Annotated in this window: 20 protein-coding genes and 2 pseudogenes; 11 read left to right on the forward strand and 11 right to left on the reverse strand. The window is 60.7% G+C overall.

The features are described from left to right. Positions 1-632: 632 nt before the first annotated feature. Together AO068_RS15425 and AO068_RS29730 are read right to left on the reverse strand one after the other, a co-directional pair. Positions 633-1,667 carry a methyl-accepting chemotaxis protein gene (locus AO068_RS15425; RefSeq protein ID WP_407719288.1) on the reverse strand — a complete coding sequence of 345 codons (1,035 nt, stop codon included), beginning with the start codon at positions 1,665-1,667 and terminating at the stop codon, positions 633-635. A 249-nt stretch (positions 1,668-1,916) separates the two neighbouring features. Next, positions 1,917-2,198: pseudogene (locus tag AO068_RS29730) on the reverse strand (PAS domain-containing protein); the annotation flags it as partial. A gap of 248 nt (positions 2,199-2,446) precedes the next feature. Here AO068_RS29730 and AO068_RS29290 point away from each other — a divergent pair. Further along, positions 2,447-2,778, forward strand: a pseudogene (locus AO068_RS29290) (topoisomerase DNA-binding C4 zinc finger domain-containing protein). A 39-nt stretch (positions 2,779-2,817) separates the two neighbouring features. Here AO068_RS29290 and AO068_RS15435 read toward each other — a convergent pair. The 3 genes from AO068_RS15435 to recQ all read right to left on the reverse strand — a co-directional run bounded on the left by AO068_RS15435 (position 2,818) and on the right by recQ (position 7,778). Continuing rightward, a complete protein-coding gene (locus tag AO068_RS15435) occupies positions 2,818-5,025 on the reverse strand; it encodes a FimV/HubP family polar landmark protein (RefSeq protein WP_058408809.1) in 2,208 nt (735 codons plus the stop codon). Between the two features lie 95 nt (positions 5,026-5,120). Continuing rightward, positions 5,121-5,555, reverse strand: a complete 435-nt coding sequence (locus AO068_RS15440) for a MarR family transcriptional regulator (protein ID WP_002552570.1) — start codon at positions 5,553-5,555, stop codon at positions 5,121-5,123. Positions 5,556-5,648: 93 nt separating this feature from the next. Next, positions 5,649-7,778 (reverse strand): DNA helicase RecQ, encoded by a 2,130-nt coding sequence (gene recQ / locus AO068_RS15445; protein WP_005746239.1) that lies wholly within the window; start codon positions 7,776-7,778, stop codon positions 5,649-5,651. A 176-nt stretch (positions 7,779-7,954) separates the two neighbouring features. Here recQ and AO068_RS15450 point away from each other — a divergent pair, with 176 nt between their 5' ends. Beyond that, positions 7,955-8,542, forward strand: coding sequence for a UPF0149 family protein (locus AO068_RS15450; protein WP_002552569.1), 588 nt, complete (start codon positions 7,955-7,957; stop codon positions 8,540-8,542). Positions 8,543-8,552: 10 nt separating this feature from the next. After that, a complete protein-coding gene (locus AO068_RS15455) occupies positions 8,553-8,957 on the forward strand; it encodes a YbaN family protein (RefSeq protein ID WP_058408810.1) in 405 nt (134 codons plus the stop codon). A 52-nt stretch (positions 8,958-9,009) separates the two neighbouring features. Here AO068_RS15455 and pap read toward each other — a convergent pair whose 3' ends face one another. Next, positions 9,010-10,506, reverse strand: coding sequence for a polyphosphate:AMP phosphotransferase (pap, locus tag AO068_RS15460; RefSeq protein ID WP_004664251.1), 1,497 nt, complete (start codon positions 10,504-10,506; stop codon positions 9,010-9,012). Between the two features lie 162 nt (positions 10,507-10,668). On the opposite strand from pap, the gene mnmC reads away from it, so the two are divergent. The 4 genes from mnmC (at position 10,669) to AO068_RS15480 (ending at position 17,043) form a co-directional block, all read left to right on the forward strand. Further along, entirely contained in the window at positions 10,669-12,651 is a 1,983-nt protein-coding gene (mnmC, locus tag AO068_RS15465; protein WP_058408811.1) for a bifunctional tRNA (5-methylaminomethyl-2-thiouridine)(34)-methyltransferase MnmD/FAD-dependent 5-carboxymethylaminomethyl-2-thiouridine(34) oxidoreductase MnmC, read from the forward strand. A 174-nt stretch (positions 12,652-12,825) separates the two neighbouring features. Next, the gene (locus AO068_RS15470) at positions 12,826-13,494 is read left to right on the forward strand and encodes an ABC transporter ATP-binding protein (RefSeq protein WP_058408812.1); all 669 of its coding nucleotides are present in this window, start codon (positions 12,826-12,828) and stop codon (positions 13,492-13,494) included. Continuing rightward, entirely contained in the window at positions 13,494-15,974 is a 2,481-nt protein-coding gene (locus AO068_RS15475) for an ABC transporter permease (protein WP_058408813.1), read from the forward strand. Before AO068_RS15470 ends, AO068_RS15475 begins: the two co-directional genes overlap by 1 nt. Next, positions 15,964-17,043, forward strand: a complete 1,080-nt coding sequence (locus tag AO068_RS15480; protein ID WP_058408814.1) for a lipocalin-like domain-containing protein — start codon at positions 15,964-15,966, stop codon at positions 17,041-17,043. The genes AO068_RS15475 and AO068_RS15480 overlap by 11 nt, the downstream gene beginning before the upstream one ends. Before the next feature lie 16 nt (positions 17,044-17,059). On the opposite strand, the gene AO068_RS15485 is transcribed toward AO068_RS15480, so the two are convergent. Both AO068_RS15485 and AO068_RS15490 read right to left on the reverse strand, forming a co-directional pair. Beyond that, positions 17,060-17,464: a type II toxin-antitoxin system HicB family antitoxin gene (locus AO068_RS15485; RefSeq protein WP_058400155.1), complete on the reverse strand. Its 405-nt coding sequence runs from the start codon at positions 17,462-17,464 to the stop codon at positions 17,060-17,062. A 35-nt stretch (positions 17,465-17,499) separates the two neighbouring features. Further along, a complete protein-coding gene (locus AO068_RS15490) occupies positions 17,500-17,682 on the reverse strand; it encodes a type II toxin-antitoxin system HicA family toxin (protein WP_058408815.1) in 183 nt (60 codons plus the stop codon). Between the two features lie 283 nt (positions 17,683-17,965). Between AO068_RS15490 and AO068_RS15495 the strand changes: the two genes are divergently transcribed. The 4 genes from AO068_RS15495 (at position 17,966) to AO068_RS15510 (ending at position 23,062) form a co-directional block, all read left to right on the forward strand. After that, positions 17,966-19,738 (forward strand): N-acetylglutaminylglutamine amidotransferase, encoded by a 1,773-nt coding sequence (locus AO068_RS15495; RefSeq protein WP_044322414.1) that lies wholly within the window; start codon positions 17,966-17,968, stop codon positions 19,736-19,738. 3 nt (positions 19,739-19,741) lie between these two features. Beyond that, on the forward strand, positions 19,742-21,490 hold the full coding sequence (ngg, locus tag AO068_RS15500; RefSeq protein WP_054071106.1) for an N-acetylglutaminylglutamine synthetase: 1,749 nt from the start codon (positions 19,742-19,744) through the stop codon (positions 21,488-21,490). Between the two features lie 80 nt (positions 21,491-21,570). Continuing rightward, positions 21,571-22,767, forward strand: coding sequence for an osmoprotectant NAGGN system M42 family peptidase (locus tag AO068_RS15505; protein ID WP_002552559.1), 1,197 nt, complete (start codon positions 21,571-21,573; stop codon positions 22,765-22,767). A 67-nt stretch (positions 22,768-22,834) separates the two neighbouring features. After that, positions 22,835-23,062 (forward strand): YheU family protein, encoded by a 228-nt coding sequence (locus AO068_RS15510; RefSeq protein WP_003314533.1) that lies wholly within the window; start codon positions 22,835-22,837, stop codon positions 23,060-23,062. 47 nt (positions 23,063-23,109) lie between these two features. On the opposite strand, the gene csrA is transcribed toward AO068_RS15510, so the two are convergent. From csrA to AO068_RS15525, 3 genes are all read right to left on the reverse strand, one after another. Then, positions 23,110-23,304: a carbon storage regulator CsrA gene (gene csrA / locus AO068_RS15515; protein ID WP_002552557.1), complete on the reverse strand. Its 195-nt coding sequence runs from the start codon at positions 23,302-23,304 to the stop codon at positions 23,110-23,112. 170 nt (positions 23,305-23,474) lie between these two features. Next, positions 23,475-23,807 carry a YnfA family protein gene (locus tag AO068_RS15520; RefSeq protein ID WP_058408816.1) on the reverse strand — a complete coding sequence of 111 codons (333 nt, stop codon included), beginning with the start codon at positions 23,805-23,807 and terminating at the stop codon, positions 23,475-23,477. 218 nt (positions 23,808-24,025) lie between these two features. After that, positions 24,026-24,841, reverse strand: a complete 816-nt coding sequence (locus AO068_RS15525; RefSeq protein ID WP_058408817.1) for an SDR family oxidoreductase — start codon at positions 24,839-24,841, stop codon at positions 24,026-24,028. Positions 24,842-24,885: the final 44 nt, after the last annotated feature.

Below are 24,885 nucleotides of genomic sequence, written 5' to 3' on the forward strand. Positions count from 1 at the left end.
GGGGTTGCTGTGTGAACGCACACAGCCGCAATACCCCGACTCTCGTTACCACGCTCCGCGTGGTAATGCCGTTCCGGACGCTCTGCGTCCTCTTCGGGCTACGCCTTCTGAGGCCAGGCTGAGGTCCGGACAGTGGGGTTGTAGTGTGAACGCACCCAGGCGCAATCCCCCCAATTCTCGTTACCACGCTCCGCGTGGTAATGCCGTTCCGGACGCTCTGCGTCCTCCCCGGGCTATGCCTTCTGAGGTCAGGCTGGGGTCTGGGTAGCGGGGTTGCTGTGTGAACGCAACCAGGCGCAATACCCCCAATTCTCGTTACCACGCTCCGCGTGGTAATACCGTTCCGGACGCTCTGCGTCCTCTTCGGGCTACGTCTTGTGAGGTCTGGCTGGGGTATGGGTAGAGGGGTTACTGTGTGAACGCACCCAGGCGCAATACCCCCAATTCTCGTTACCACGCTCAGCGTGGTAATACCGTTCCGGACGCTCTGCGTCCGATCCAGAGAGCGCGGAACAGCGCAGATAGATTCTGGGGTCTGCGATCAGCGCACATGGCCAAATCCAACCCAGATCATCGTTACCACGCTCCGCGTGGTAATGCCGTTCCGGACGCTCTGCGTCCTCTGCGTATGCTTAGCGACTGAACCGCTCGGCCAGGCTGTGCAGGTACTGCGCCATTTCTTCCAGTTCGCCGCTGATCTGCGAGCCTTGCTGCGCCTGGCTGGCACTCTCGTCGCAGAGTTGCGCGATACGGGTAATCTGCTGGCTGATGTTTTCCGCAACGTGGCTCTGCTCTTCGGACGCCGAGGCCATTTGCTGGCTCATGCCGGTGATGCGGGTCACCGACTGGCTGATGCCGTCCAGCGCCTTCTGCACGGCTTCGACGCTGGCAACGCTTTCCTGGGAGATCTGCTCGCCTTTGTTGGCGGTCTGCACGGCACGGTCGGCACCATCACGCAGCGAGGTGATGATTTGCTGGATCTGCTCGGTCGAGGACTGCGTACGGGAAGCCAGCGAGCGAACCTCATCGGCCACCACCGCAAAGCCACGCCCCTGCTCACCGGCACGGGCCGCTTCGATGGCTGCGTTAAGCGCCAGCAGGTTGGTTTGTTGAGCGATGGAGGTGATCACATCGACCACGCTGCCGATTGATTGTGTGGCGCTGGCCAGTTCACCCACAGCGTTGCCGATGTCGGTGACCGAGTTGGCCATGTGCCGAATCGCCAACAGGCTTTCATCGGCCAGACCACGCCCCTGCTGCGCCAGTTTGTCGGCTTCCTCGGCGGCGTGGGCAGTGTTCTGTACGTTGTGGGTCACTTCCTGAATGGTCGCCGCCATCTGATTGATGGCCGTGGCCGATTGATCCGCCTCACTGCGCTGCTGGTCCAGCGACTCGGCCTGGCGCAGGGACAACTGCGCAGAACGCCCGGCATGCTGGCGTACGCTCTCGCCGGTATCGGCCAGGCGCGTCAGAGCAGTTTGCAAGCGGGCTTCTTCGCTGAGCATGGCCAGATCGAGTTGCGCCTGCGGGCCACGGTTGTCGCTGTAGGTCAGCGCAACCAAAGAACTGGTGAACGCTTTGGGGTGTTCTTCGAGGGTGTTGCGAATGCTGCGGCGCTGACGCATTTCCAGAAAACCGCCCAACACCACCATCACGATCGGAATCATGATGATCGAAGGCAGATCGTCGAGCAGGTAGACGCCGACAGCGAGTGCCAGGGCGCAGAGGATCATCGGTAGCTGACGAACCAAGTGATAGGCCGCCGAGCTGGTTGCCGACACCGCCGATTTGCCGGCACGCAACCGTGCATACAATGCTTCTGCACGACGAACCTGATCGCGGGTCGGCAACGAGCGGACGGACTCATAGCCGACGATCCGACCGTTTTCATACACCGCCGTCACGTAGGCGCTGACCCAGTAATAGTCACCCTGTTTGGAGCGATTCTTGACCACGCCCATCCACGGCTTGCCCTGCTTGATGGTTTCCCACATATGGGCGAACACCGAAGCCGGCATATCCGGATGGCGCACAAGGTTATGCGGCTGCCCGACCAGTTCTTCGCGGGTAAAACCGCTCAACGCGACGAAGGCGTCGTTGCAGTAGGTGATGTGGCTATTGAGGTCGGTGGTGGAGATGAGGCGTTCAGATGCCGGAAAAGTCCGTTCAGTCTGTGTGATAGGCATGTTGACGCGCATTAAAATTCACTCCGTGATAATGCTTGATATGCCGGGCGTGTGTTGAAGGTGTAGCACAACCCTTCAGGGTGGCAACCGGCAGTCCTCGTGCACTGTTATCGCCCACAAAACGCAGGGCTTTAATCACAGGCGGCAATTGCGCGTGTCGCAGAACAGCAGACGGGCATGATTGCCACGCCGAAGTTTGCGTCCTGACGAGGATGCCTGCACCATGCCGCCCCTGAACGCAACGCGACTCAAGGCACCTTATGGCACGCAACACGACATCTGCTCTGGCAGCACTGATCCGCACGTTTCGCAGGCTACTGCGCAGGGTTGCCGGTCAGACAGCGGATCAGCAAAAGCATGCGCAGCCCACCAAACCCGCAGCGCGCTCATCGCAACCGCCTGTCAAAACCAACCCCGCCAAACGCCCGGAAAAGCATCGCGAACCGGCCACAGCAAAGCCGGCAGCGCCTGCGTGTCCGCACTGTAAAAAACCATGGTGATCAAGGTGGCCCGCACCGGCAAGAATGCCGGTGAGTTCTGGGGCTGCGTGGCGTATCCGAAATGCCGGGGCATTCGACCGATCTTTCGTTGAACGCCAGACCGGTCACGCCCGCTCAGGGAAACAACGGGGTCAACTGATGCCCGCCAACAGTTCCCGCGCCATGCGCCGATGCTCCTCGTCGGATTCGGCAATGACCTGTTGCAGAATTTCACGAGCCGACTCGATATCGCCCTCCTCGATCAGCACCTGCGCCTGATTGATCTGGCTAAGCGGTGGCTCTTCAAGGTCCAGCAGGTCGAACTCTGCGTCGTCGCTCATGAAACTGTCGAGAAAGTCATCGCTCAGGTCGTCAGCAGCGGCAGGTGCCACCACCTCGATGGGCTCAATGACATCGGGCTCGGAGAAATCACTGAGGAACTGCTCATCCGAGAGCTCAAAGACTTCCGGCAGTTGAGTCAGGTCCGAGGAAAAACCAGGGTCGACGTCAGCGGGCGCTGGCGCAGCAGTCGCCGCTGCTGGCTTGATGCGCGGCGGCGGGCTGTCGAACGGATCGACCAGATCCCAGTCGGCGTCCATCGACAGGTCATCGAGGTTCAACTGAAACTCATCCTGCGGATTCAGCGCCGCTGCGGCGGTTTCGTCCAGCTGCGCCGCAGGTTCAGGCTCCAGGTCGGGCTGCAGATAGGCGGCAGATTCTGGCTCGGGCTCGGTTTTCTCGAAAGACAGCGCGGTAGCGGCGACCGCAGCAGCGGGGATGACTGCCGCCAACGGCGCAACTTCGGCGGCCTTGATTTGTGGAAAGCGGTCGCGGATGTCTTGGATGGTCTGCGGATCAACGCCGTGCTCCAGCGCTGATTGCTCTTCCCGAACAAAACCACTGCCGTCGCCCTGCTCCGCCAACAATTCCAGCAGGCGGATGCGAATATCATCGCGCTCCGGCTGCTTTTCCAGGGCGCTGCGCAGAATGCCCATCGCCTCGGTGAAACGCCCGTAGGCGATGTAAATGCTGACGCCGTCCAGCGCATCCGGCGTAGCGCCAGCCGAACGCTGCGCTGCCGGTGGTTTGGTTGCTGCCGGGGTGGGTGGCGTCTGCACCACAGGCTGTGGCGCAACGGCGGGTACTTCGAACACCGGAAGCATGGTCGCCTGAGCAGGCTTGATCAGTTGCTCATCGGGCGCAACAGCAGGCGCTGCGGACTGTTTGCGCTGCTGGCGTCGTTTCGAATAAGCAAACGCCACAAGCAGAAGCACAATCAACATGGCAGCAAGCAGTATCGGCAGGCTCAGGAATGAATCGGTGCTCGGCGTATCGGCAACAGCCGGCTGAACGGGAGTGGCCGGGGTTATTGCAGGTGTAGCAGGCGTGGCAGGTCGGGCAGCGGATTGCGCAACGGCAAGATCACTGCGCAACGCGGTGATTTGCTTGTCCTTGCCACTCATCTGCTCTTGCAGCTCTTGAGTCTGGGCTTTGAGCGCCTCCAGCGATTGAGCCAGTTGCTGGTTTTCAATGGCGGCCGCTGACAGTTGCTCGGCGGTGCGCTGCAGCTCGGCAGGCTTGGGTGACGACGCCTCCGGGCTGGCGGCAGGCGCAGCGGCACTTGGCAATACAGCGGAATCGGGCAGCAACAAATCCTGGCCAACTTTAAGCGCAGAACCGGCGCCCGCCGCGAACGCCTGCGGGTTGAGCAAACGAATGCCGTCTGCCAGCTGGTTTGCCGAAACCTTGTTACCCGGCCCTTGCAAGCGGCTGGCAATGCCATTCAGGGTATCGCCATTGGCAACCGTGTAATGCTTGCCCTGCACGGCGGCCGGTGGCGCGACCGGCATGCGGCTTTCCTGCGCCGAGGCCGTCGAACGTTGCGTATTGCGACTGCGCGTGGCGGCCAGACCTTGCGGTGAGGTGGCAGGATCGAGCAGCAGGGTGTATTCGTGCAGCAAATCGCCATTCGGGCGCGCCAGCTGGACGAGAAAGCTCAGGTAAGGCTCGGTGACCGGTTTGGTGGAAACCACCCGGATCACGCCGCGATCGCCGCGCAGCACTGGGGTGAAGCGCAGGTCGTTGAGAAAGAACACCCGCTCTATGCCCGCCTTGGCAAAAGCCTCGGGCGACGCGAGCCTGGCGACAACGTCTTCGTTGCTCAGACCGCCGGTCTCCAGCAACTGGATCTCGGCATTCAACGGTTGGTTGAGCGCCGAGTGCAAGGTGATTTCACCCAGCCCCAGCGCAGACGCCAGCGTAGAGCAGGCCAGCAATGACGCCGCTATGACGCTCTTGCAAAACACCACGCGCGCCCTGCGACCTGCACCTTCGACAGCAGCCAGTGAACTCTTCAGCATGCGAACCCTTATAGAAACCACGGCAGGCTTCTCACGTAATCAGTTGGACTTCAGTATCCGTTGCACGATTATGGTTGAGAACGCCCGGCTTCGTCTCAGGATCTTTCCAGATTGGCCAGAATCTGCGAGTGCACCCGCATGCTGACGCGCAAATCTTCCTCGCTCACGCCCTCGAACAGCTCGATACGCAGCACATTGGCGATGGTTTCAATCTTTTCAATCAGTGGCAAGGCAGTATCACTGAGCAGGATCTTTTTCGCGCGTCGATCCTCGACCACCGCCTGGCGCTGAACCAGGCCCTGCTTTTCAAGACTGTCGAGCAAACGCGCCAGAGTCGGCCCTTCGACGCCCACGCTTTGCGCAAGCTCGCGCTGGGTGGGTGGTTCGGTGAAACGGGCGAGGTGCAGCAGGACCAGCCAGCGCGCTTGAGACAGGCCAAGATCGGCAAGTCGACGATCCAGTTCGGCGCGCCAGCCCCGGGTGAGATGTCCGAGTTGCATCCCGAAACGGTGTTCATCAGTCAATGGCATAAGGAAACTCATGATTCAAACTAATTATTAGCGAGCTAAGCATGGTCCTTATGTTCAGGCAAGCGCGGGACGGTGACGTTTCGTCGCACGCTGTTATACCTCAAATTCCGATTGCAGCGCCGCTCGCACGCAATACAAAACGCCCTCCGGCACCCGCCCGGCAAATTGCTCGGCAATCGCCGACACCGGTGGCAGTTCTCCTTCGCCATCGAGAAAGGCATCCTGAACCTCGCCCAACAGGTCTTCCGGTAAGTCCAGTGCCTGCTCGATGGACAGCTGCTGCTTGCCGATGGCCTCGGCCAACAGGGTGTAGACATTCTTTTCCGAGCACTGCAACTGACCGGCAATCTGCGTAGGGGTCATGCCGGCACGCGCCAGGCTGATCAGCTCGTGGCGTACATCGGCCACCACCCGTGGTGCCTCGGCCTTGCCACTGAGTACTTCAAGAAAGGCCTCGCCGTAACGCTCCAGCTTGCGTGCGCCCACGCCGCCCACCCTGGCCATCTCGGCCATCGATCCGGGTTTGCTGCGCAGCATTTCCAGCAGGGTCGAGTCCGGGAAAATGACGTAAGGCGGCACGGCATGTTCCTCGGCCAGTTTGCGCCGCAAGGCACGCAATGCTTCCCACTGCTCGCGCTCTTCGCCGCGCACCAGTTGGCTCGCCGGGCTGCCGGAACTGCTCTTTGAAGTGGTTTGTGGCTTGAGGTCGCGGCGCAGTTCCAGAGTAACTTCACCACGCAGCAAAGGCCGGCACGTGTCGCTCAGGCGCAGGCCGCCATAGCCTTCAAGGTCGATGTCTGCCAGCCCGCGCGCCACCAGTTGGCGGAACAACGAGCGCCATTCGGCCTCGGTGCGTGCCTTGCCCACCCCGAACACCGACAGGTGCTGATGGCCGAAGCTTTCTACCTTGTCGTTGGATTTGCCCAGCAGCACATCGACCAGATGACCGACGCCATAACGCTGGCCGGTACGGTAGATGGCCGACAGCGCCTGACGCGCAGGTTCGGTGGCATCCCAGGTCTGCACGCCATCGACGCAATTGTCGCAATGCCCACACGGGTTGGGCATGTCTTCGTCGAAATAGGCCAGCAGGGTCTGCCGACGGCAACGGGTTTCTTCGCACAGGGCGAGCATGGCGTCGAGCTTGTGCTGCTCCAGACGCTTGTGGCGCTCGTCGCCTTCGGAGTTCTGCAACATCTGCTTGAGCATCAGCACGTCTTGCAGACCGTAGGCCATCCAGGCATCGGCAGGCAGGCCATCACGCCCGGCCCGGCCGGTTTCCTGATAGTAGGCCTCGAGCGATTTGGGCAGGTCCATGTGCGCAACAAAACGCACGTTGGGTTTGTCGATGCCCATGCCGAACGCGATGGTCGCGACCATGATCAGCCCTTCCTCATTAAGGAAGCGTTTCTGGTTGGCAGCACGGGTTTCCGATGGCAGCCCGGCGTGATACGGCAGCGCGGGATAGCCGTTTTCGCTCAGAAAAACGGCCACTTCATCGACTTTCTTGCGCGACAGGCAGTAGACGATACCGGCATCGCTGCGCCGTTCGGAGAGGAACGCCAGCAGCTGTTTGCGCGGCTGTTCCTTGGGCACGATGCGATAGAAGATGTTTGGCCGGTCGAAGCTGGACAGAAAGCGCTCGGCGTTTTGCAGGTGCAGGCGCGTGACGATTTCTTCGCGGGTACGCTTGTCGGCGGTGGCAGTCAGCGCAATGCGCGGCACATCCGGAAACAGCTCGGCCAGTTGCCCCAGTTGCAGGTACTCAGGGCGGAAATCATGACCCCACTGCGATACGCAGTGCGCTTCATCGATGGCAAACAGGGCGATTTGAAGGTTTTGCAGGAACGACAGCATGCGCGGCTGAACCAAGCGCTCCGGGGCGAGGTAGAGCATTTTCACTTCGCCCAGGCGAATGCGGTTAGCCAGTTCGCGCTGTTGCTCGGCACTGAGGGTGGAGTTGAGTGCAGCAGCGGACACACCCAGTTCATCCAGTGTGGCAACCTGATCGTCCATCAGCGCGATAAGCGGCGAGACGACCACACAGAGCCCCTCACGCAACAGCCCCGGCACCTGAAAACACAGGGACTTGCCACCACCGGTCGGCATCAGCACCAGTGCATCGCCACCGTTGGCTACACGCTCGATAATGGCACCCTGGCGACCACGAAAGCTGTCGTAACCGAAGATGTCTTTAAGTACGCGTTGTGCCTGCTCAAGCATAAAAACCCCGGAATATCCTGCTGCACTGCAAAACGGGGGAGTATACCCGAGCACTCGAGAGCAATGGATGGCTCGGACATGAGCGGTCGAAATTAACCGCAATTGGCCTGCGCGCTGGCGCCAAGGACGCTCAGGGCCTAGAATCCAGCATCGTTTATTTTCAAGGTAGCGCTTCCATGTCCTTCGCTGAGCAATTAACCCGCCTGCAAGTCTTCCTCGATGCAGATGAACTGCACGAAGAAGCACTGGACTACGTGGCCGCTCATGGCTACCTGACCGCCCTGTCCATCTGTGCCGAAGACGTGCCGGAGCGCGAGTGGATCGACGCGCTGTTCTCCGAGCCGCCGCAGTACAGCAGCGAGGCGCAACAGACAGAAGTCGAAGCCACGCTGATCGCACTCAAGGCACACATTGCCCGCCAGCTGGCGTCGGACGAAGAGTTCGAACTGCCGTGTGATCTCGACCTGGGCGACGATCCGGATGATTCGGACCTGCGTGGCTGGTGCATCGGCTTCATGGAAGGCGTGTTCCTGCGTGAAAACGCCTGGTTCGAAAGTGCCGAGGAAGAAGTCAGCGAAATGCTCCTGCCGATCATGGTCGGTTCGGGCCTGTTCGATGAGCAGCCGGAGTTCGCCGACATTGCCCAGGACGCCAACCTGATGGACGACATGATCGTGCAAATCCCCGAAGCACTGACCGCCCTGTACCTGCTCTGCCAGGCTCCGGACGAAAAGCCGGCGATCCTCAAGCCCCGCCACCACTGAGTCTGCGCCTATGGCGCAAGACCCACCGCGCACCAGCCGTCACCGGTCGGTGCGCTATCTGCTGATAGCGGTTGGCTGGTTGAGCGTGGTACTGGGCGTCGTCGGTATTTTCCTGCCGGTGCTGCCCACCACGCCCTTTCTCTTGCTGGCCACCGCCTGCTTCGCCCGCAGCTCTACACGTTTCTACCACTGGCTGGTCGACCACCCGCGGCTTGGCCCATGGATTCGAGACTACCTTGAAGGCAACGGCATCCCGCTCAAGGGCAAGGTGTACGCAATCGGCCTGATGTGGCTGAGCATCAGCCTGTCGTGCTACCTGATCGCACAGCCTTGGGCACGAGCCTTCATGCTGACCAGCGCGGTGCTGGTGACCATTTACATCATCAGGCAGAAAACGCGCCCGCCTCGCAAATGATGCCCCGCTGCGCCCGCCAGTGCCGATGCAGACAGGCACGCGGTTCAGACGATCACTTCTTCTTGTCTTTGCCGAACGCCTTTTCCAGCGCCTCGTTGATCGTGCGTAACACCTTGACCCTCGCCCAGCGCTTGTCGTTGGCCTCGATCAGTGTCCACGGCGCAATTTCGGTACTGGTGCGATCCACCATGTCGCCCACTGCCTGGCGGTAATCCGGCCATTTCTTGCGGTTGCGCCAGTCGTCTTCGGTGATCTTGTAACGCTTGAACGGGATCTTTTCGCGCTCTTGAAAACGTTCCAGCTGGGTCTGCTGATCGATGGCCAGCCAGAATTTGACCACCACAATGCCTGCGTCCGTGAGCTGCTCTTCGAAGTCATTGATTTCGGCGTAAGCGCGCTTCCAGTCGGACTCGCTGCAAAAGCCCTCGACCCGCTCGACCAACACCCGGCCGTACCACGAGCGGTCAAAAATAGTGAATTTGCCGCGCGCCGGTATCTGCCGCCAGAAACGCCACAAATACGGCTGAGCGCGTTCATCCTGAGTCGGCGCAGCAATCGGTACGATAGCGTACTGACGCGGGTCGAGCGCCGCTGCAACACGACGTATCGCGCCGCCCTTGCCTGCCGCGTCGTTGCCTTCGAACACAGCCACCAGTGCATGGCTTTTCATGCGTTTATCGCGCATGTTGCCGGACAGGCGAGCCTGCTCGGTGATGAGCTGCTGTTGGTAGTCGTCCTTGCTCAGGTGCAGGCTCAGGTCGAGGCTGTCCAGCAGAGTCAACTCATTGTCATGGATCGCCAACGGGCCAACGGTGAGCGCAGCGGGCTCGGGCTCGACCTTGTTCAGCGCGGCCTGCATGCCTTCCAGCAGCAGACGGCCGACCGTCAGGCTGCGGTAGTTGGCGTCCACGCCTTCGATCACATGCCAGGGCGCATATTCGCGGCTGGTGCGACGCAACACCCGCTCACCGAAGCGCACGAACTTGTCGTAGGTCTTGGACTGTTGCCAGTCCAGCGGGCTGATGCGCCAGCTGTGCAGCGGATCATCCTTGAGGGTTTTGAGGCGCAGCTTCATCTGCTTCTTGGACAGGTGGAACCAGAATTTGAAGATCAGCGCGCCTTCGTCACAGAGCATCTTTTCCAGGCGCTCGGCACCGCTGATGGCCTGATCGAGCACCGCGTCCTTGAAACGCCCGTGGACCCTGCCCTGCAACATCTGGCTATACCAGTTACCAAAGAAGATTCCCATGCGCCCCTTGGCAGGCAGTTGTCGCCAGTAACGCCAGGCGGGTGGATGGGCCAGCTCTTCGTCGGTCTGCTGATCGAAGGTGCGTACCTCGATCAGGCGCGGGTCCATCCATTCGCTGAGCAGTTTGACGGTCTCGCCCTTGCCTGCGCCCTCTATGCCGTTGATCAGCACGATGATCTGCCGACCGGCCTGCTCGTGCAGGTCTATCTGCGCTTCCAGCAAGGCTTCGCGCAACTCGGGCAAAGCAGCTTCGTAGGTCTCGTCGTCAATGGCATGACCGATTTCAGCGGATTCAAACATGCACAACTCCTGATTGGGGATGGCTCAGAGAACGCCCGGTGGACAACCCTCAGTGAGCATTCTGACCACCGATTGCAGGCATCGGTCAATCCGCGCAGCAGTGATCGCACTTTTATCCTCGCACACGGCTAAAATGCGCCCACTGCCACCGCTGAGCCTGACATGACCATTACCCGCCACGCCCGGATAGACTGGGACGAACAAGGCAACCCGCGTTCCCGCGATTTCTCCGATGTCTACTTTTCCACCGAGTCCGGTCTGGACGAGACGCGCCATGTGTTTCTGGTCCAGAACGACCTGCGCCGACGCTTCACCGAATTGCCGGACGACGGCAGGCTGATCATTGGTGAAACCGGCTTCGGCACAGGGCTGAATTTTCTCTGTGCCTGGCAGTTGTTCGACGAGTGCGCGCCCGCCAATGCGCGCCTGCAGTTCGTCAGCGTCGAGAAATACCCGTTGAGCCGCGCCGACCTGCAACGCGCGCTGGCATTGTGGCCGGAGCTGTCAAGGTTCGCTCGGCAGTTGCTCGATCAATATGTGGCTGTGCATGAAGGCTTTCAGCGTCTGGTATTCGATGACGGCCGCGTGACCCTGACCCTGCTGATTGGTGACGCGCTGCAGATGCTGCCGCAGCTGGACGGGCAGATTGATGCGTGGTTTCTCGACGGGTTTGCGCCAGCGAAAAACCCGGAAATGTGGACACCCGAACTGTTTGCCGAACTGGCGCGCCTGTCTGCACCGAGCGCCACGATAGGCACGTTTACCAGCACCGGCTGGGTGCGGCGCTCGCTGAACGCAGCAGGCTTCAAAATGAAGCGGGTGCCGGGCATCGGCCATAAATGGGAAGTGCTGCGCGGCGCGTTTATCGCCTGGCCTGAAGATGCTGCACCCTCTCCTGCCGCCAAACCCTGGTTCGCCCGCCCCGCTCCGATTAGCGGCGAGCGCAAGGCGCTGGTGATCGGCGCAGGGCTGGCAGGCTGCGCCACGGCGCAGAGCCTGGCACAGCGGGGTTGGCAGGTCAGCCTGCTGGAGCGTCATGCCGCACCGGCGCAGGAAGCCTCGGGCAATCCGCAGGGCGTGCTGTACCTGAAACTGTCGGCGCACGGTACAGCGCTGTCACAGTTGATCCTCAGTGGTTTCGGTCATGCGCGAAGGCTGCTTGAACGCTTGCAGCGCGGAGTCGACTGGGACGCTTGCGGCGTGCTGCAACTGACCTTCGACGACAAGGAGGCACAACGCCAGAAACAACTGGCCGATGCCTTCCCCGAATCACTCCTGCACCTGCTGGACCAGCCTGCGGCCGAAGCGCAGAGCGGCGTTGCGCTGAACAGTGGCGGGCTGTTTTACCCCGAGGGCGGCTGGGTTCATCCGCCTGCGCTGTGTCACGCACAGGCCGCGCACGCCAATATCCGTCTGATCGCTCATCAGCAGGCATTGGAGCTGAGACGCGTCGATGATCAGTGGCAGGTCTGGAGTGACGAACAGTTGATCGACAGTGCTCCGGTCGTGGTGCTGGCCGGGGCAGCTGATATACAGCAGTTTTCGCAGAGCGCCGACTTACCGCTCAAACGCATCCGCGGGCAGATCACCCGTTTGCCGCAGACTCAGGCCAGCACGGCATTGCGCAGCGTGGTGTGCGCCGAGGGTTATGTGGCTCCGGCGCGTCTTGGCGAACATACGCTGGGGGCCAGTTTCGATTTTAACAGTACTGATCTGACCCCCAACCTGGCCGATCATCTGGACAATCTGGGGCTGTTGCGGGAGATCTCGGAAGACCTCACTTCGCGCCTCGAGACCGCCGATTTGTCGCCCGAGCAATTGCAGGGTCGCGCAGCCTTTCGCTGTACCAGCCCGGATTACCTGCCCATCGTCGGTCCGCTGGCCGACCGCAAGGCGTTCATGCAGACCTATGCCGCGCTGGGCAAGGACGCACGTCAGGTGCCGGACATCGCCTGCCCGTGGCTGGACGGCCTGTACGTCAACAGCGGCCATGGTTCCCGCGGGCTTATCACCGCGCCGCTGTGTGGCGAACTGATCGCCGCCTGGCTTGATAACGAACCCCTGCCCTTGCCGCGTAGCGTTGCCGAAGCCTGTCACCCCAATCGGTTTGCCCTGCGCGGGTTGATTCGCGGCGGCGGGAAGTAGCTTTATGATTGTCGTTCGGGAATGCTGGTCGCGACGCTCTGCGTAGCAAAGAGGACGCAGAGCGTCCTGAACGGCATGACGACGCGGAGCGTCGCACGATAGCTGATATCTGGTCGCGACGCGCTTGCGCTCAGGCGTTACTCTTGAGTTTCTGTCAGAACGATTGGGCCGCTCATGCTGCAAGTGCGAAACGTATTCAAGCGCTACACCACGGCACAGGGACCGCTGGATGTCTTGCGTGGTGTCGATCTGCATCTGACACAGGGCGCAAGCCTGGCGTTGATGGGCGAATCCGGCAGTGGCAAAAGCACCTTGCTGCATCTGGTGGCGGGCCTTGATCAGGTCGATGAGGGCAGCATCGAGATTGCCGGCCAACGCCTGGACCTGATGAACGAAAGCCAGCTGGCGAACTGGCGGCGGACCGAAATCGGCCTGGTGTTTCAGCAGTTCAACCTGATCGGCAGCCTGAAAATAGCTGACAATCTGGCGTTCCAGGCACGACTGGCCGGGCGATTCGATGCGCTCTGGCAGGCGCACCTGATCGAGCGTCTGGGTCTGGGCACGCTGCTGAATCGCTATCCCGAACAGCTCTCCGGCGGACAGCAGCAACGAGTGGCGATAGGCCGCGCCCTCGCTTCTCGACCCGGCCTGCTGCTGGCTGACGAGCCCACCGGCAATCTCGACGAGACCACCAGCGACGAAGTGCTGCAACTGCTGCTGGATGTGCTCGCCGACAGCCCTACCAGCCTGTTGATGGTCACCCACAGCCCGCGGGTCGCTGACCGACTGGGGCGCAAAGTGGTACTGCATCTCGGACGTCTGGCTGTCGAAGGCGAGCGCTGATGCGGGTTTTCTACTGGACCCTGCGCGCCCTGCTGAGCCATTGGCGCCGTCATCCGGTGCAGTTTTTCAGTGTGCTGACCGGCTTGTGGCTGGCCACCGCGCTGCTTACCGGTGTGCAGGCGCTCAATAGCCAGGCGCGGGAAAGCTACCAGCGCGCCAGCCAGCTGATTGGCGGCGAGCCGCAGACCCGTATCGCCGCCAGCAGCGGCGGGCTGTTCCCACAAGCATTGTTTATCGAGTTGCGCCGCGAAGGCTGGCCCGTATCGCCCATGCTGCAAGGCCGTATCGTGCTTCAAGGGCGCGAAGACCGTCGCCTGCAACTGATGGGTATCGAGCCGGTGACTTTGCCGACCGGCTCGCCACTGGCCGGGCAGACGCTGAACGCCGAACAGGTCGTGGACTTCCTCACGCCGCCGGGCATGACCTGGATTGCGCCGCAGACCCTGCAAGCGCTGGGGCTCGAAGAAGGCCAGCAGCCGTTGACCGAAACCGGTGTTCCGCTGCCCCCCTTGCACGCCAAACCCGACATGGCGCCCGGCGTTTTACTGACTGACATAGGCTTTGCGCAACCGTTGCTGGGCCAGCCGGGGCAATTGTCCGGAATGCTGCTGGCCAAGGATTTTGCCCGGCAGAACCCTGCGCTACCGGCAGCCCTGAATGACCTGCTGGTGATCAAGAAAAGCGGCGAAGAAAACAATCTGGAGCGCCTCACCGAAAGCTTCCACCTGAATCTGAATGCGCTCGGGGTGCTGTCCTTTATCGTTGGCCTGTTCATTGTCCACGCGGCCATTGGCCTGGCCCTTGAACAGCGCCGTGGCCTGCTGCGCAACCTGCGTGCCTGTGGCGTCAGTGCACGTCTGTTGATCGCTGCGCTGGGCGTAGAACTTGGGGCACTGGCGCTGTTAGGCGGTATTTTTGGCGTGGTCAGCGGCTATCTGCTGGCCAGCCTGTTATTGCCGGATGTCGCGGCCAGCCTGCGCGGCTTGTACGGCGCGGAGGTCGCCGGCCAGTTGAACCTCAGTCTGTGGTGGTGGCTGAGCGGTATCGGCCTGAGTCTGCTTGGTGCGTTGCTGGCCGGTGCCAACAGCCTGTTGCGGGCTGCGCGCCTGCCGTTGCTGGCGTTGGCCGATGCACAGGCATGGCAGCAAGCCCATGCACGCTGGTTGCGGCGTCAGGCGTGGGTGGCGGTGCTGGGCGCGTTGGTGGGCGTGAGCGCGCTGTTATTCGGCACCAGTCTGATGCTGGGGTTTGTGATGATGTCCGCCCTACTGCTCAGTGCCGCGCTGGCCCTGCCGGTTTTGCTGGACACCATGCTTGGCGGTCTGTTGACGCGCAGCCGCTCGGTGCTCGGGCAGTGGTTTCTGGCGGATTGCCGTCAACAGTTGCCCGCCCTGAGTCTGGCGCTGATGGCCCTGCTGCTGGCGATGGCCGCGAATATCGGCGCAGGCAGCATGACCTCGGGTTTTCGGCAAACATTCAACAGTTGGCTGGAGCAACGCCTGACCGCCGAACTGTATGTCAGCCCGCAGAATCCGGAGCAGGCCGAGCCGCTGAACACCTGGCTGAGCCAGCAACAGGATATCGGCGCCGTGCTGCCCAACTGGCAAGTGCCGGTGCAAGTTCAGGGCTGGTCAGCGGACCTGTTTGGCGTGATCGATCACGACACCTATCGCCAGCACTGGGCGTTACTGGAATCCGTCGCCGGTGATCCGTGGAATCTGTTGCGCGATGAAGACACAGTCATGCTCAGCGAACAATTGGCCCGCCGCCTTCAACTGGGGCTGGAAGATACGCTGAACATCCCGGTGCCCAATGGCAAGTGGACCCCGCGCATCGTCGGGATCTATGCCGACTATGGCAACCCCAAGGGCCATCTGCTGGTCAACTCCCGGCACCTGCTCGCTCACTGGCCGCAATCGATGCCGGTGCGTTTCAACCTGAGAGTCGATCAGGCGGCAATCCCCTCACTGGTCACCCGGCTGCAAGAGCGTTTCAAGCTGGACGATAATCACATCATTGATCAGAGCCAGCTCAAGGGGTGGTCGAGCCAGGTCTTTGAACGTACATTTGCCGCCACTGCCGCACTCAACAGCCTGACACTGGGCGTGGCTGGCGTGGCGCTGTTCATCAGCCTGCTGACCCAGAGCCAGAGCCGCCTCGGGCAGCTCGCCCCATTGTGGGCGCTGGGTGTCACGCGACGGCAACTGATGCTGCTCAACCTGGGACAGACCTGGCTGCTGGCGGTCCTGACACTGGTGCTCGCGCTGCCACTGGGGCTGCTGCTGGCCTGGTGCCTGGATGCGGTGATCAACGTTCGCGCCTTTGGCTGGCGCCTGCCGCTGCAGGTGTTCCCGCTGCAACTGCTGCACTTGATGGCACTGGCGATGCTGGCGACTTTGCTGGCCTCGGCCTGGCCGCTGCTGAAGTTGTATCGCAGCCGTCCAGCGGATCTAATCAGGACATTCGCCAATGAACAGTAAATGGCTGATGCCGCTGGTCGTCGCAGCGCTGCTCACCGCCTGCGACGACAAACCGCAACCTGAAAGCGGTTTCGCCGGTCTGGGCAATACGGCCGACAGCTATGCGCAGGTGACGCCGGGCAAGGTCTTTTCATTCCCGCAGGACCACGGCCAGCACCCCGGCTTTCGTATCGAGTGGTGGTACATCACCGCCACCCTCAAGGATGACGCGGGCCAGCAGTTCGGCGTGCAGTGGACGTTGTTTCGCAATGCCCTGCGCCCCGGCCAACAGACTGGCAGCGGCTGGAATGACGGCACGATCTGGCTGGGCCATGCAGCAGCCACATCGAGCAGCGGCCATTACGTGGCAGAGCGTTACGCACGGGGTGGAGTCGGCCAGGCAAACGTGACGTCGGTGCCCTTCTCGGCGTGGATCGACGATTGGGCATTCACCAGCACTGCTCAAACCGGAGACCCGCTCGCATCGATGCAACTCAAGGCCAGCGGCAAGGACTTCCGCTACGACCTGAATCTGACCTCCAGCAAGCCGCTGGTGTTGCAGGGCGAACAAGGCTACAGCCAGAAATCGGAAGCGGGCCAGGCGTCGTACTACTACAGCCAGCCTTTCTTCGACGCCAAAGGCAGTGTGGTAATTGAAGGAAAAACCTATCAGGTCACCGGTAATGCCTGGCTGGACCGGGAGTGGAGCAGCCAGCCACTGACCGCCAACCAGAGCGGCTGGGACTGGTTCTCGCTGCAACTGGCAGGCGGCGACCGCTTGATGCTTTACCGCATCCGCCACAAGGAAGGTACACCCTACCTGACCGGCAACTGGATCAGCGCCGATGGCACCACCCGGATGCTGCACGCCAATGAGATCAGCCTGGAGCCACTGAAAGAAACATTGATCGGCGAGCATAAAGTGCCCACCCGCTGGAGAGTCAGGGTCCCCGGCAAAAACCTGGACATCACCACCGATGCGCTGAACCCGGCCGCCTGGATGGGCGTGAGCATTCCCTACTGGGAGGGGCCGGTGAGGTTCAGCGGGAGTCAGGAAGGCGTGGGGTATCTGGAGATGACCGGGTATTGAGCACTCCGATTAGCCGTCATGCCCGGCCCAGTTTTTCCAGCGCCGCGTCGGCCAGGAAGGTGGAACGACTCTTGATGCTGTGATCCCGTACATAGCGATCGATCTGCTTGATCACGAAACCAGGCAGTGTGACGTTGACCTTCTCCGTCTTACCAAGATAAGGCGTTACGTCAATCTCGATCATGCCCCAGCCCATTCCGGCGAAATCGGCATTCCTGGCGTGCTGAGCAACAGTGCCGGCCTTGGGTATGGTTCCACCACCAGCTGCTATTTCCTGAAGCATGATATGAGCAATCTCCACCGCCGCGGCGTGGGCTTCCTCGAACGTATCGCCTGCGGTTACGGCACCTGGGATATCGGGAATCTGGATACCAAACGCCGTGGTTTCGCTTCCCCATTCTATGCACATTGGATATTTCATTTTTTTCTCCAAAAGGGTATCAGGGCAAAACTGGACTAAACCAGCCCGGCAAGCTTTTTGATGGCCCGCACCGTTCCGAATGGCAAGTCTTTCTTGGGATCCGGCACGGGGACTGTCTGAAGTTTTTCAGGATGCTTGAACATATGGTGACTGCCTGAAACACGATCCAGAATCCATCCATCTGCTTCAAGCTCCTTTATCAATTGCCTGCTCTGCACCCCCACCTCCAGTCATTCGACTTAAAAAATATAACCCTGGGCGCATGTTAAGACAATACAAAAAAGGCACCCAGAGTTATCTTTTTTATTCCTTCACAACTTATTTCGCGAAGACTAGCCTGTGGTTGCCTGGCTCGACGAGGGAGCCAGCCAATGCAGCCAAACCCGCTGAAAACAAACTCTTATAACTTTTTGATCTAAAACTACCATGCCCTCACTGGGTCAGTTTCTGGGTGACTGCACTTTCTCAGTCACCTCCCCAACGGAAACCCGGTAAGGACTTATGTGCGGATTAGCAGGTGAACTTCGTTTTGACCATCAACCAGCGGACCTGGCCGCTGTTGAACGCATTACCCATGAGCTGGCGCCTCGCGGCCCGGATGCGTGGGGGTTTCACAGCCAGGGGCCGGTTGCCCTTGGTCATCGCCGTCTGAAAATCATGGACCTGTCGGATGGCTCGGCGCAGCCCATGATCGACAGTCATCTGGGCTTGTCCATGGCCTTCAACGGTGCGATTTACAACTTCCCGGAATTGCGTGCCGAGTTGGAAAGCCTTGGCTATCAGTTCCATTCCGGTGGCGACACCGAGGTGTTGCTCAAGGGCTATCACGCCTGGGGCGCAGACATGCTGCCCAAGCTCAATGGCATGTTCGCCTTTGCCATCTGGGAGCGTGACAGCAAGCAGTTGTTCATCGCCCGTGACCGTCTCGGCGTAAAGCCGTTGTACCTGTCGAAAACCGACAAGCGCCTGCGCTTCGCGTCTTCGCTGCCAGCCCTGCTCAAGGGTGGTGATATCAGCGGAATGCTTGATCCAGTGGCGCTCAACCATTACCTCAACTTCCACGCCGTGGTGCCTGCACCGCGCACGCTGTTGGCGGGCGTCGAGAAGTTGCCGCCAGCCAGCTGGATGCGCATCGACGCCAGCGGCAAGGTCGAGCAGAAAGTCTGGTGGACCCTGCCTTACGGTCCACATGAAGACGAGAAAAACCTCACGCTCGAAGACTGGCGCGACCGCGTACTGGACAGTACCCGTGAAGCGGTGGCGATCCGTCAGCGCGCTGCGGTGGATGTCGGCGTGCTGCTTTCCGGCGGTGTCGACTCCAGCATGCTGGTCGGCCTGTTGCGGGAAGTGGGGGTCGAAGACCTGTCGACCTTCTCTATCGGCTTTCAGGATGCCGGTGGCGAGCGTGGCGACGAATTTCAGTATTCCGACCTGATCGCCAAGCATTACGGCACACGCCACCACCAGCTGCGTATTCAGGAAAGCGAGATCATCGAGCAGTTGCCTGCGGCGTTCCGCGCCATGAGCGAGCCGATGGTCAGCCACGATTGCATCGCCTTCTACCTGCTGTCGCGTGAAGTGTCCAAGCATTGCAAGGTGGTACAGAGCGGCCAGGGCGCTGACGAACTATTCGCCGGTTACCACTGGTACCCGCAAGTGGACGGCGCGAGCGACCCGGTTGCAGCCTACCGCGATGCGTTTGTCGACCGCAGCTACGCCGAATACGCCGAGACGGTGCAGCCGAAGTGGCGCACAGCCAACGACGCAGCCGGTGATTTCGTTCGCGATCACTTTGCCCAGCCCGGTGCCAGCGCCGCGGTCGACAAGGCCTTGCGCCTGGACAGTACGGTGATGCTGGTCGATGACCCGGTCAAGCGTGTCGACAACATGACCATGGCCTGGGGCCTGGAAGCGCGTACGCCGTTCCTTGACTACCGTCTGGTTGAACTGTCGGCTCGCATCCCGGGTAAATTCAAGCTGCCCGACGGTGGCAAACAGGTGCTGAAAGAAGCTGCGCGTCTGGTCATTCCTTCGGAAGTGATCGACCGCAAAAAAGGCTACTTCCCGGTCCCTGGCCTCAAACACTTGCAGGGCGACACGCTTAATTGGGTGCGCGAACTGCTGACCGACTCCAGTCAGGACCGCGGCCTGTTCAACCCTGCCATGGTCGACAAGCTGCTGACCAACCCCGAGGGCCAGCTCACGCCATTGCGCGGCTCCAAGCTGTGGCAACTGGCAGCGCTGAACCTGTGGCTCAGCGAACAGGGACTGTGATCGATGAAACAGAACGCGACGACTTATAGCCAGCGCCTGTTGCGCGGCCAGTCGCCCTCGTACGAACGCCTGCAGGCACGACTCGCTGAAGACGGCAGCCAGATAGATGCAGACCCTCTGGCGCTGCATTGTGGCTGGGGACGCTTGCTGATCGGTCACACCTACCCTGATCCGGCCGCGCTGGCTCAGGACCTGCTCAACGAAAAACCCGGCGAGCGCGACATCGCCCTGTACGTGGCAGCGCCGCAACAGGTGTTGGCGCAGTCGCCGCAACAGTTGTTTCTCGATCCGTCGGACACGTTGCGTCTGTGGTTCAGCGATTACCGCCCGGCGCACCGTGTGTTTCGCGGCTACCGCATCCGCCGTGCGCACAATGAAAACGACTGGCAGGCCATCAACAACCTGTATCTGGCGCGCGGCATGTTGCCAATCGACCCCGAGCTGCTGACCCCGCGCCATGAAGGTGGGCCGGTGTATTGGGTGGCCGAAGATGAGGGCAGCAACACGATCATCGGCAGCGTCATGGGCCTTGATCATCAGAAAGCCTTCAATGACCCGGAAAAAGGCAGCAGCCTCTGGTGCCTGGCGGTTGACCCGCAATGCACACGCCCCGGCGTGGGTGAAGTGCTGGTGCGGCATTTGATCGAGCACTTCATGAGCCGCGGTCTGAGCTACCTCGACCTGTCGGTGCTGCATGACAACGATCAGGCCAAGGCGCTGTACGCCAAGCTGAATTTCCGCAACCTGCCGACCTTCGCCATCAAGCGCAAGAACGGCATCAACGAGTCATTGTTTCTCGGCCCTGGCCCGCAGGCGGACTTCAATCCATATGCGCGAATCATCGTCGAGGAAGCCCATCGTCGTGGTATTGACGTGCAGGTGGATGACGCCGATGCCGGCCTGTTTACCCTCAGCTACGGCGGTCGGCGTATCCGATGCCGCGAGTCGTTGAGCGATCTGACCAGCGCAGTGAGCATGACCCTGTGTCAGGACAAGAGCCTGACCCATCGTGCGTTGAAGGCTGCCGGTCTGCGCTTGCCCGCGCAGCAGCGGGCAGGCAGTGCGGACGACAACCTGGCGTTTCTTGAAGAGCACGGGCAAATCGTGGTCAAGCCGCTGGATGGCGAGCAAGGCCAGGGCGTTGCCGTCGATCTACGGACCATTGAAGACGTTCAGAGCGCTATCGAGCAGGCCCGTCAGTTCGACACGCGCGTCATTCTGGAAAGCTTTCATGAAGGCCTCGATCTGCGCATCGTGGTGATCGGCTTTCAGGTGGTGGCTGCAGCGATCCGTCGTCCGGCTGAGGTCATTGGTGATGGCCGCCATACCATCAAACAGTTGATCGAGGCACAGAGCCGTCGCCGCGCCGCCGCGACCGATGGCGAAAGCCGTATTCCGATGGACCAGGAGACCGAGCGCACAGTGCGCGAGGCCGGCTTTGACTATGCCGATATCCTGCCAATGGATCAGCGTCTGGCCGTGCGCCGCGCTGCAAACCTGCACACCGGCGGCTGCCTGGAAGATGTCACGGCCATTCTGCACCCGGTGCTCAGCGATGCAGCAGTACGTGCAGCGCGGGCGCTGGACATCCCGGTCGTCGGCCTGGACCTGATGGTGCCGGCCGCCGATCAGCCCGAGTACGTGTTCATCGAAGCCAATGAACGCGTGGGCCTTGCCAACCACGAACCGCAACCCACCGCCGAACGTTTCGTCGATCTGTTGTTTCCGCACAGCCTGCCTGTGCATATCTGATCGCAGTTGCGGACACAGGCTGCAAAAGGGCTATCAGCCCTTGCAGCCTGTGGCTTGCAACTGTTCCATAAGGAGCATCCATGACCCCTGCAAATATCCCCGATCCGGATCTGAAATACCTGCAGAAAGTTCTGTTGGAAATGCTCGCGATTCCAAGTCCGACCGGTTTTACCGACACCATCGTGCGTTACGTGGCCGAGCGTCTTGAAGAACTGGGCATCCCGTTCGAGCTGACCCGCCGCGGCACGATCCGCGCCACGCTCAAGGGCAAGCAGAACAGCCCTGACCGTGCAGTATCAGCGCACCTGGACACCATCGGTGCCAGTGTTCGGGAAGTCAAAGACAATGGCCGCCTGGCGCTGGCGGCAGTCGGTTGCTGGTCAAGCCGGTTTGCCGAAGGTAGCCGGGTCAGTGTATTCACCGACACGGGTGTGATTCGTGGCAGCGTCCTGCCGTTGATGGCGTCCGGTCATGCGTTCAACACCGCCGTGGATGAGATGCCGATCAGTTGGGATCACGTCGAGCTGCGTCTGGACGCCTACTGCACTACACGTGCCGACTGCGAATCGCTGGGCATCGGCATCGGCGACTTCGTGGCGTTCGACCCGCTGCCGGAGTTCACCGAAAGCGGCCACATCAGCGCACGCCATCTGGATGACAAGGCCGGTGTCGCGGCGCTGCTTGCAGCGCTGAAATCCATTGTCGACAGCGGTGCCGAGCCGTTGATCGATTGCCACCCACTGTTCACCATCACCGAAGAAACCGGTACGGGCGCAGCAGGCGTATTGCCCTGGGACGTAAGCGAGTTCGTCGGTATCGACATTGCGCCGGTTGCACCGGGACAGCACTCCAGTGAGCACGCGGTGAGCGTGGCGATGCAGGACTCGGGCGGTCCGTACGACTACCATCTGTCCCGCCACTTGCTGCGTCTGGGCGTGGAGAATGAGCTACCGGTACGCCGTGACCTGTTTCGCTATTACTACAGTGATGCGCATTCGGCAGTGACTTCGGGGCACGACATTCGCACTGCCCTGCTGGCCTTCGGCTGCGACGCAACTCACGGGTATGAGCGTACGCACATCGATAGTCTGGCGGCGCTGAGCAAACTGCTGGGTGCTTACATATTGAGCCCACCTGTGTTCGCCAGCGATGCCAAACCGGCCCAGAGTTCACTGGAGCGGTTCAGCCATCAGATCGAACATGATGCGCAGATGGAATCCGACACCCGTGTGCCACCGGTCGACAGCCTGATCGGGCAGAATCGCGAGGAAAGTTGAGGGCCTGTGAATTGCGGTGCCTGGCACCGCAGTTCTATCATCGCTGCTCATCGACACGAGAACCGCCATGCTGATCCCCTACGACCAACTGGAACCCGACACCCTCACCCGCCTGATCGAGGATTTCGTCACGCGTGAGGGCACTGACAATGGCGACGAGACGCCCCTGCAAACCCGTGTACTGCGCGTGCGACATGCGCTGACCAAAGGCCAGGCGGTGATCTTTTTTGATCTCGAGAGCCAGCAATGTCAGTTGATGCTCAAGCACGATGTGCCCAAGGAGTTTTTTGAATAACCTTGGGCGGGCCTGAATCGGGTTTTCAATGAGGCGAACAACGTCGCCTATTGAAGCGGCGTTGTCGCTTGTTGCGAAAGTTTGTTGGCGATGCGCTTGTAGACCTCGGCTCGGTGAACCTTGATGTCTTTCGGGGCGTTGATCCCGAGCCTCACCTGATTGCCGTTGATACCCAGAATCTGCACGGTGATGTCATCACCGATTGAAAACGTTTCACCAATTTCCCGCGTCAGTACCAGCATTTTTCCCACCCTTCTCGTTGCGCAAAAAGGCAGGGTGCATCGCGAAACCGAGCGCTTCAATGCGCTGATGGCAAATCAGTAACGCCCTTCAAACGCATCGGAAAAGACTGAAGGAAGGGTCTTACTTTCTAGCTAAATCTGTAGGAAATATCCTTGGCAGCTGCAGTTTTTCATGCAGCAGACCAGCGGGGCCCCAGCAGGATGATGGTGGCGCCGATCACGCAGAAAGCCAGCCCCAGCCAGTCCGTGCCCAGCGGCCTGACCCGCTCGACCAGCCCCAACCAGGCAATCGACGCTACGATGTAAATCCCGCCATACGCCGCGTAGGCTCGTCCCGCATAGGCCGCTTCCACACGTGTCAGCAACAGCGCGAACAGTGTCAGGCTGATGAGTGCCGGAATGACCCACAGCGCGCTTTTGCCTTGGCGCTGCCATAGCCAGAAGGCATAGCAGCCAAATATCTCGAACAGGGCTGCGAGAAAGAACCACAGGTAATTGAGCACGATGGACTCGCTGAAAGGGGCTTAAAAGAGGGGCGTAACCCTATCAGAAAACAGCGCGGTCATGACCTTGATGACCTTGAACACGTCGCTCAAGAGGACGCAGAGCGTCCAGAACGGCATGCGACGCGGAGCGTCGCACGATAGTCATATCGTTCCGTACGCTCCAGCATGGGAGCGTCACACGATAGTGAGATGCTCGCGTCCGCTTCTGGGCGGCTTCAGGCGTGCCCTTTCTGCGCCTTGGCGCGCATCTTTGCGCACATGACGGTCATTTCGTCATACATCGCCTGTGGCTGTTTGCGCTTCAGGTCCCAGGCCATTCGGCCTTCTTCGTGGGGCAGGATCATGAACTCGCCTTCGGCTACCTGCCTGAAGATGTAGTCGGCAATATCTGCGGCAGTGATCGGTGACTTTTCCAGCAGTCTGCCGATCTGCGCTTTCATGGCAGGTGTCGGGCCTCGAAACGAATCCAGCAGGTTGGTCTGAAAGAACGACGGGCAGACCACATGCACGCCGACGCCCTGATCATGCAGTTCAACCAACAGGCTTTCGGAAAGCGCTACAACCCCTGCCTTGGCGACGTTGTAATTGCTCATGGCCGGGGCCTGCATCAGCGCGGCCATCGACGCAATGTTGATGATTTTGCCTTTGCTGGCCTGCAACATAGGCAAAAACGCCTTGCAGCCTTTGACGACGCCCATCAGGTTGATTGCGATCTGCCAGTCCCAGTCTTCCAGTGACAGCTCGTTAAAGAAGCCACCCGACGCCACGCCAGCGTTGTTGACGATGATGTCGATGCCGCCCAGTCGCTCTTCACATGCCTGAGCAAACGCCGTGAGCTGACTGTAATCGCGAACATCGCAACGCTGAACGAACCCTTCACCACCCGCCGCGTGCACCAGCGTCAGGGTCTCCTGCAGACCGGCATCGTTGATGTCAGACAGCGCCAGCCGCCAGCCTTCGCGCGCCCAGCGCAGTGCAATTTCACGACCCAGACCTGAGCCGGCGCCAGTAATCATGATGCGGTTTTGCATAGCCGAGTGCCTTGTGATGTGCAGGAGTTGCCTGAGTGTAATCA

Source organism: Pseudomonas sp. ICMP 3272 (genome assembly GCF_001466905.1).
Classification (GTDB): Bacteria; Pseudomonadota; Gammaproteobacteria; order Pseudomonadales; family Pseudomonadaceae; genus Aquipseudomonas; species Aquipseudomonas amygdali.

Bases quoted from the DNA above. Each gene is read 5' to 3' on its own strand.
- AO068_RS15425 (WP_407719288.1), bottom strand. From the start codon at position 1,667: ATGATTCCGATCGTGATGGTGGTGTTGGGCGGTTTTCTGGAAATGCGT.
- AO068_RS15435 (WP_058408809.1), bottom strand. From the start codon at position 5,025: ATGCTGAAGAGTTCACTGGCTGCTGTCGAAGGTGCAGGTCGCAGGGCG.
- AO068_RS15440 (WP_002552570.1), bottom strand. From the start codon at position 5,555: ATGCCATTGACTGATGAACACCGTTTCGGGATGCAACTCGGACATCTC.
- recQ (WP_005746239.1), bottom strand. From the start codon at position 7,778: ATGCTTGAGCAGGCACAACGCGTACTTAAAGACATCTTCGGTTACGAC.
- AO068_RS15450 (WP_002552569.1), top strand. From the start codon at position 7,955: ATGTCCTTCGCTGAGCAATTAACCCGCCTGCAAGTCTTCCTCGATGCA.
- AO068_RS15455 (WP_058408810.1), top strand. From the start codon at position 8,553: ATGGCGCAAGACCCACCGCGCACCAGCCGTCACCGGTCGGTGCGCTAT.
- pap (WP_004664251.1), bottom strand. From the start codon at position 10,506: ATGTTTGAATCCGCTGAAATCGGTCATGCCATTGACGACGAGACCTAC.
- mnmC (WP_058408811.1), top strand. From the start codon at position 10,669: ATGACCATTACCCGCCACGCCCGGATAGACTGGGACGAACAAGGCAAC.
- AO068_RS15470 (WP_058408812.1), top strand. From the start codon at position 12,826: ATGCTGCAAGTGCGAAACGTATTCAAGCGCTACACCACGGCACAGGGA.
- AO068_RS15475 (WP_058408813.1), top strand. From the start codon at position 13,494: ATGCGGGTTTTCTACTGGACCCTGCGCGCCCTGCTGAGCCATTGGCGC.
- AO068_RS15480 (WP_058408814.1), top strand. From the start codon at position 15,964: ATGAACAGTAAATGGCTGATGCCGCTGGTCGTCGCAGCGCTGCTCACC.
- AO068_RS15485 (WP_058400155.1), bottom strand. From the start codon at position 17,464: ATGAAATATCCAATGTGCATAGAATGGGGAAGCGAAACCACGGCGTTT.
- AO068_RS15495 (WP_044322414.1), top strand. From the start codon at position 17,966: ATGTGCGGATTAGCAGGTGAACTTCGTTTTGACCATCAACCAGCGGAC.
- ngg (WP_054071106.1), top strand. From the start codon at position 19,742: ATGAAACAGAACGCGACGACTTATAGCCAGCGCCTGTTGCGCGGCCAG.
- AO068_RS15505 (WP_002552559.1), top strand. From the start codon at position 21,571: ATGACCCCTGCAAATATCCCCGATCCGGATCTGAAATACCTGCAGAAA.
- AO068_RS15510 (WP_003314533.1), top strand. From the start codon at position 22,835: ATGCTGATCCCCTACGACCAACTGGAACCCGACACCCTCACCCGCCTG.
- csrA (WP_002552557.1), bottom strand. From the start codon at position 23,304: ATGCTGGTACTGACGCGGGAAATTGGTGAAACGTTTTCAATCGGTGAT.
- AO068_RS15525 (WP_058408817.1), bottom strand. From the start codon at position 24,841: ATGCAAAACCGCATCATGATTACTGGCGCCGGCTCAGGTCTGGGTCGT.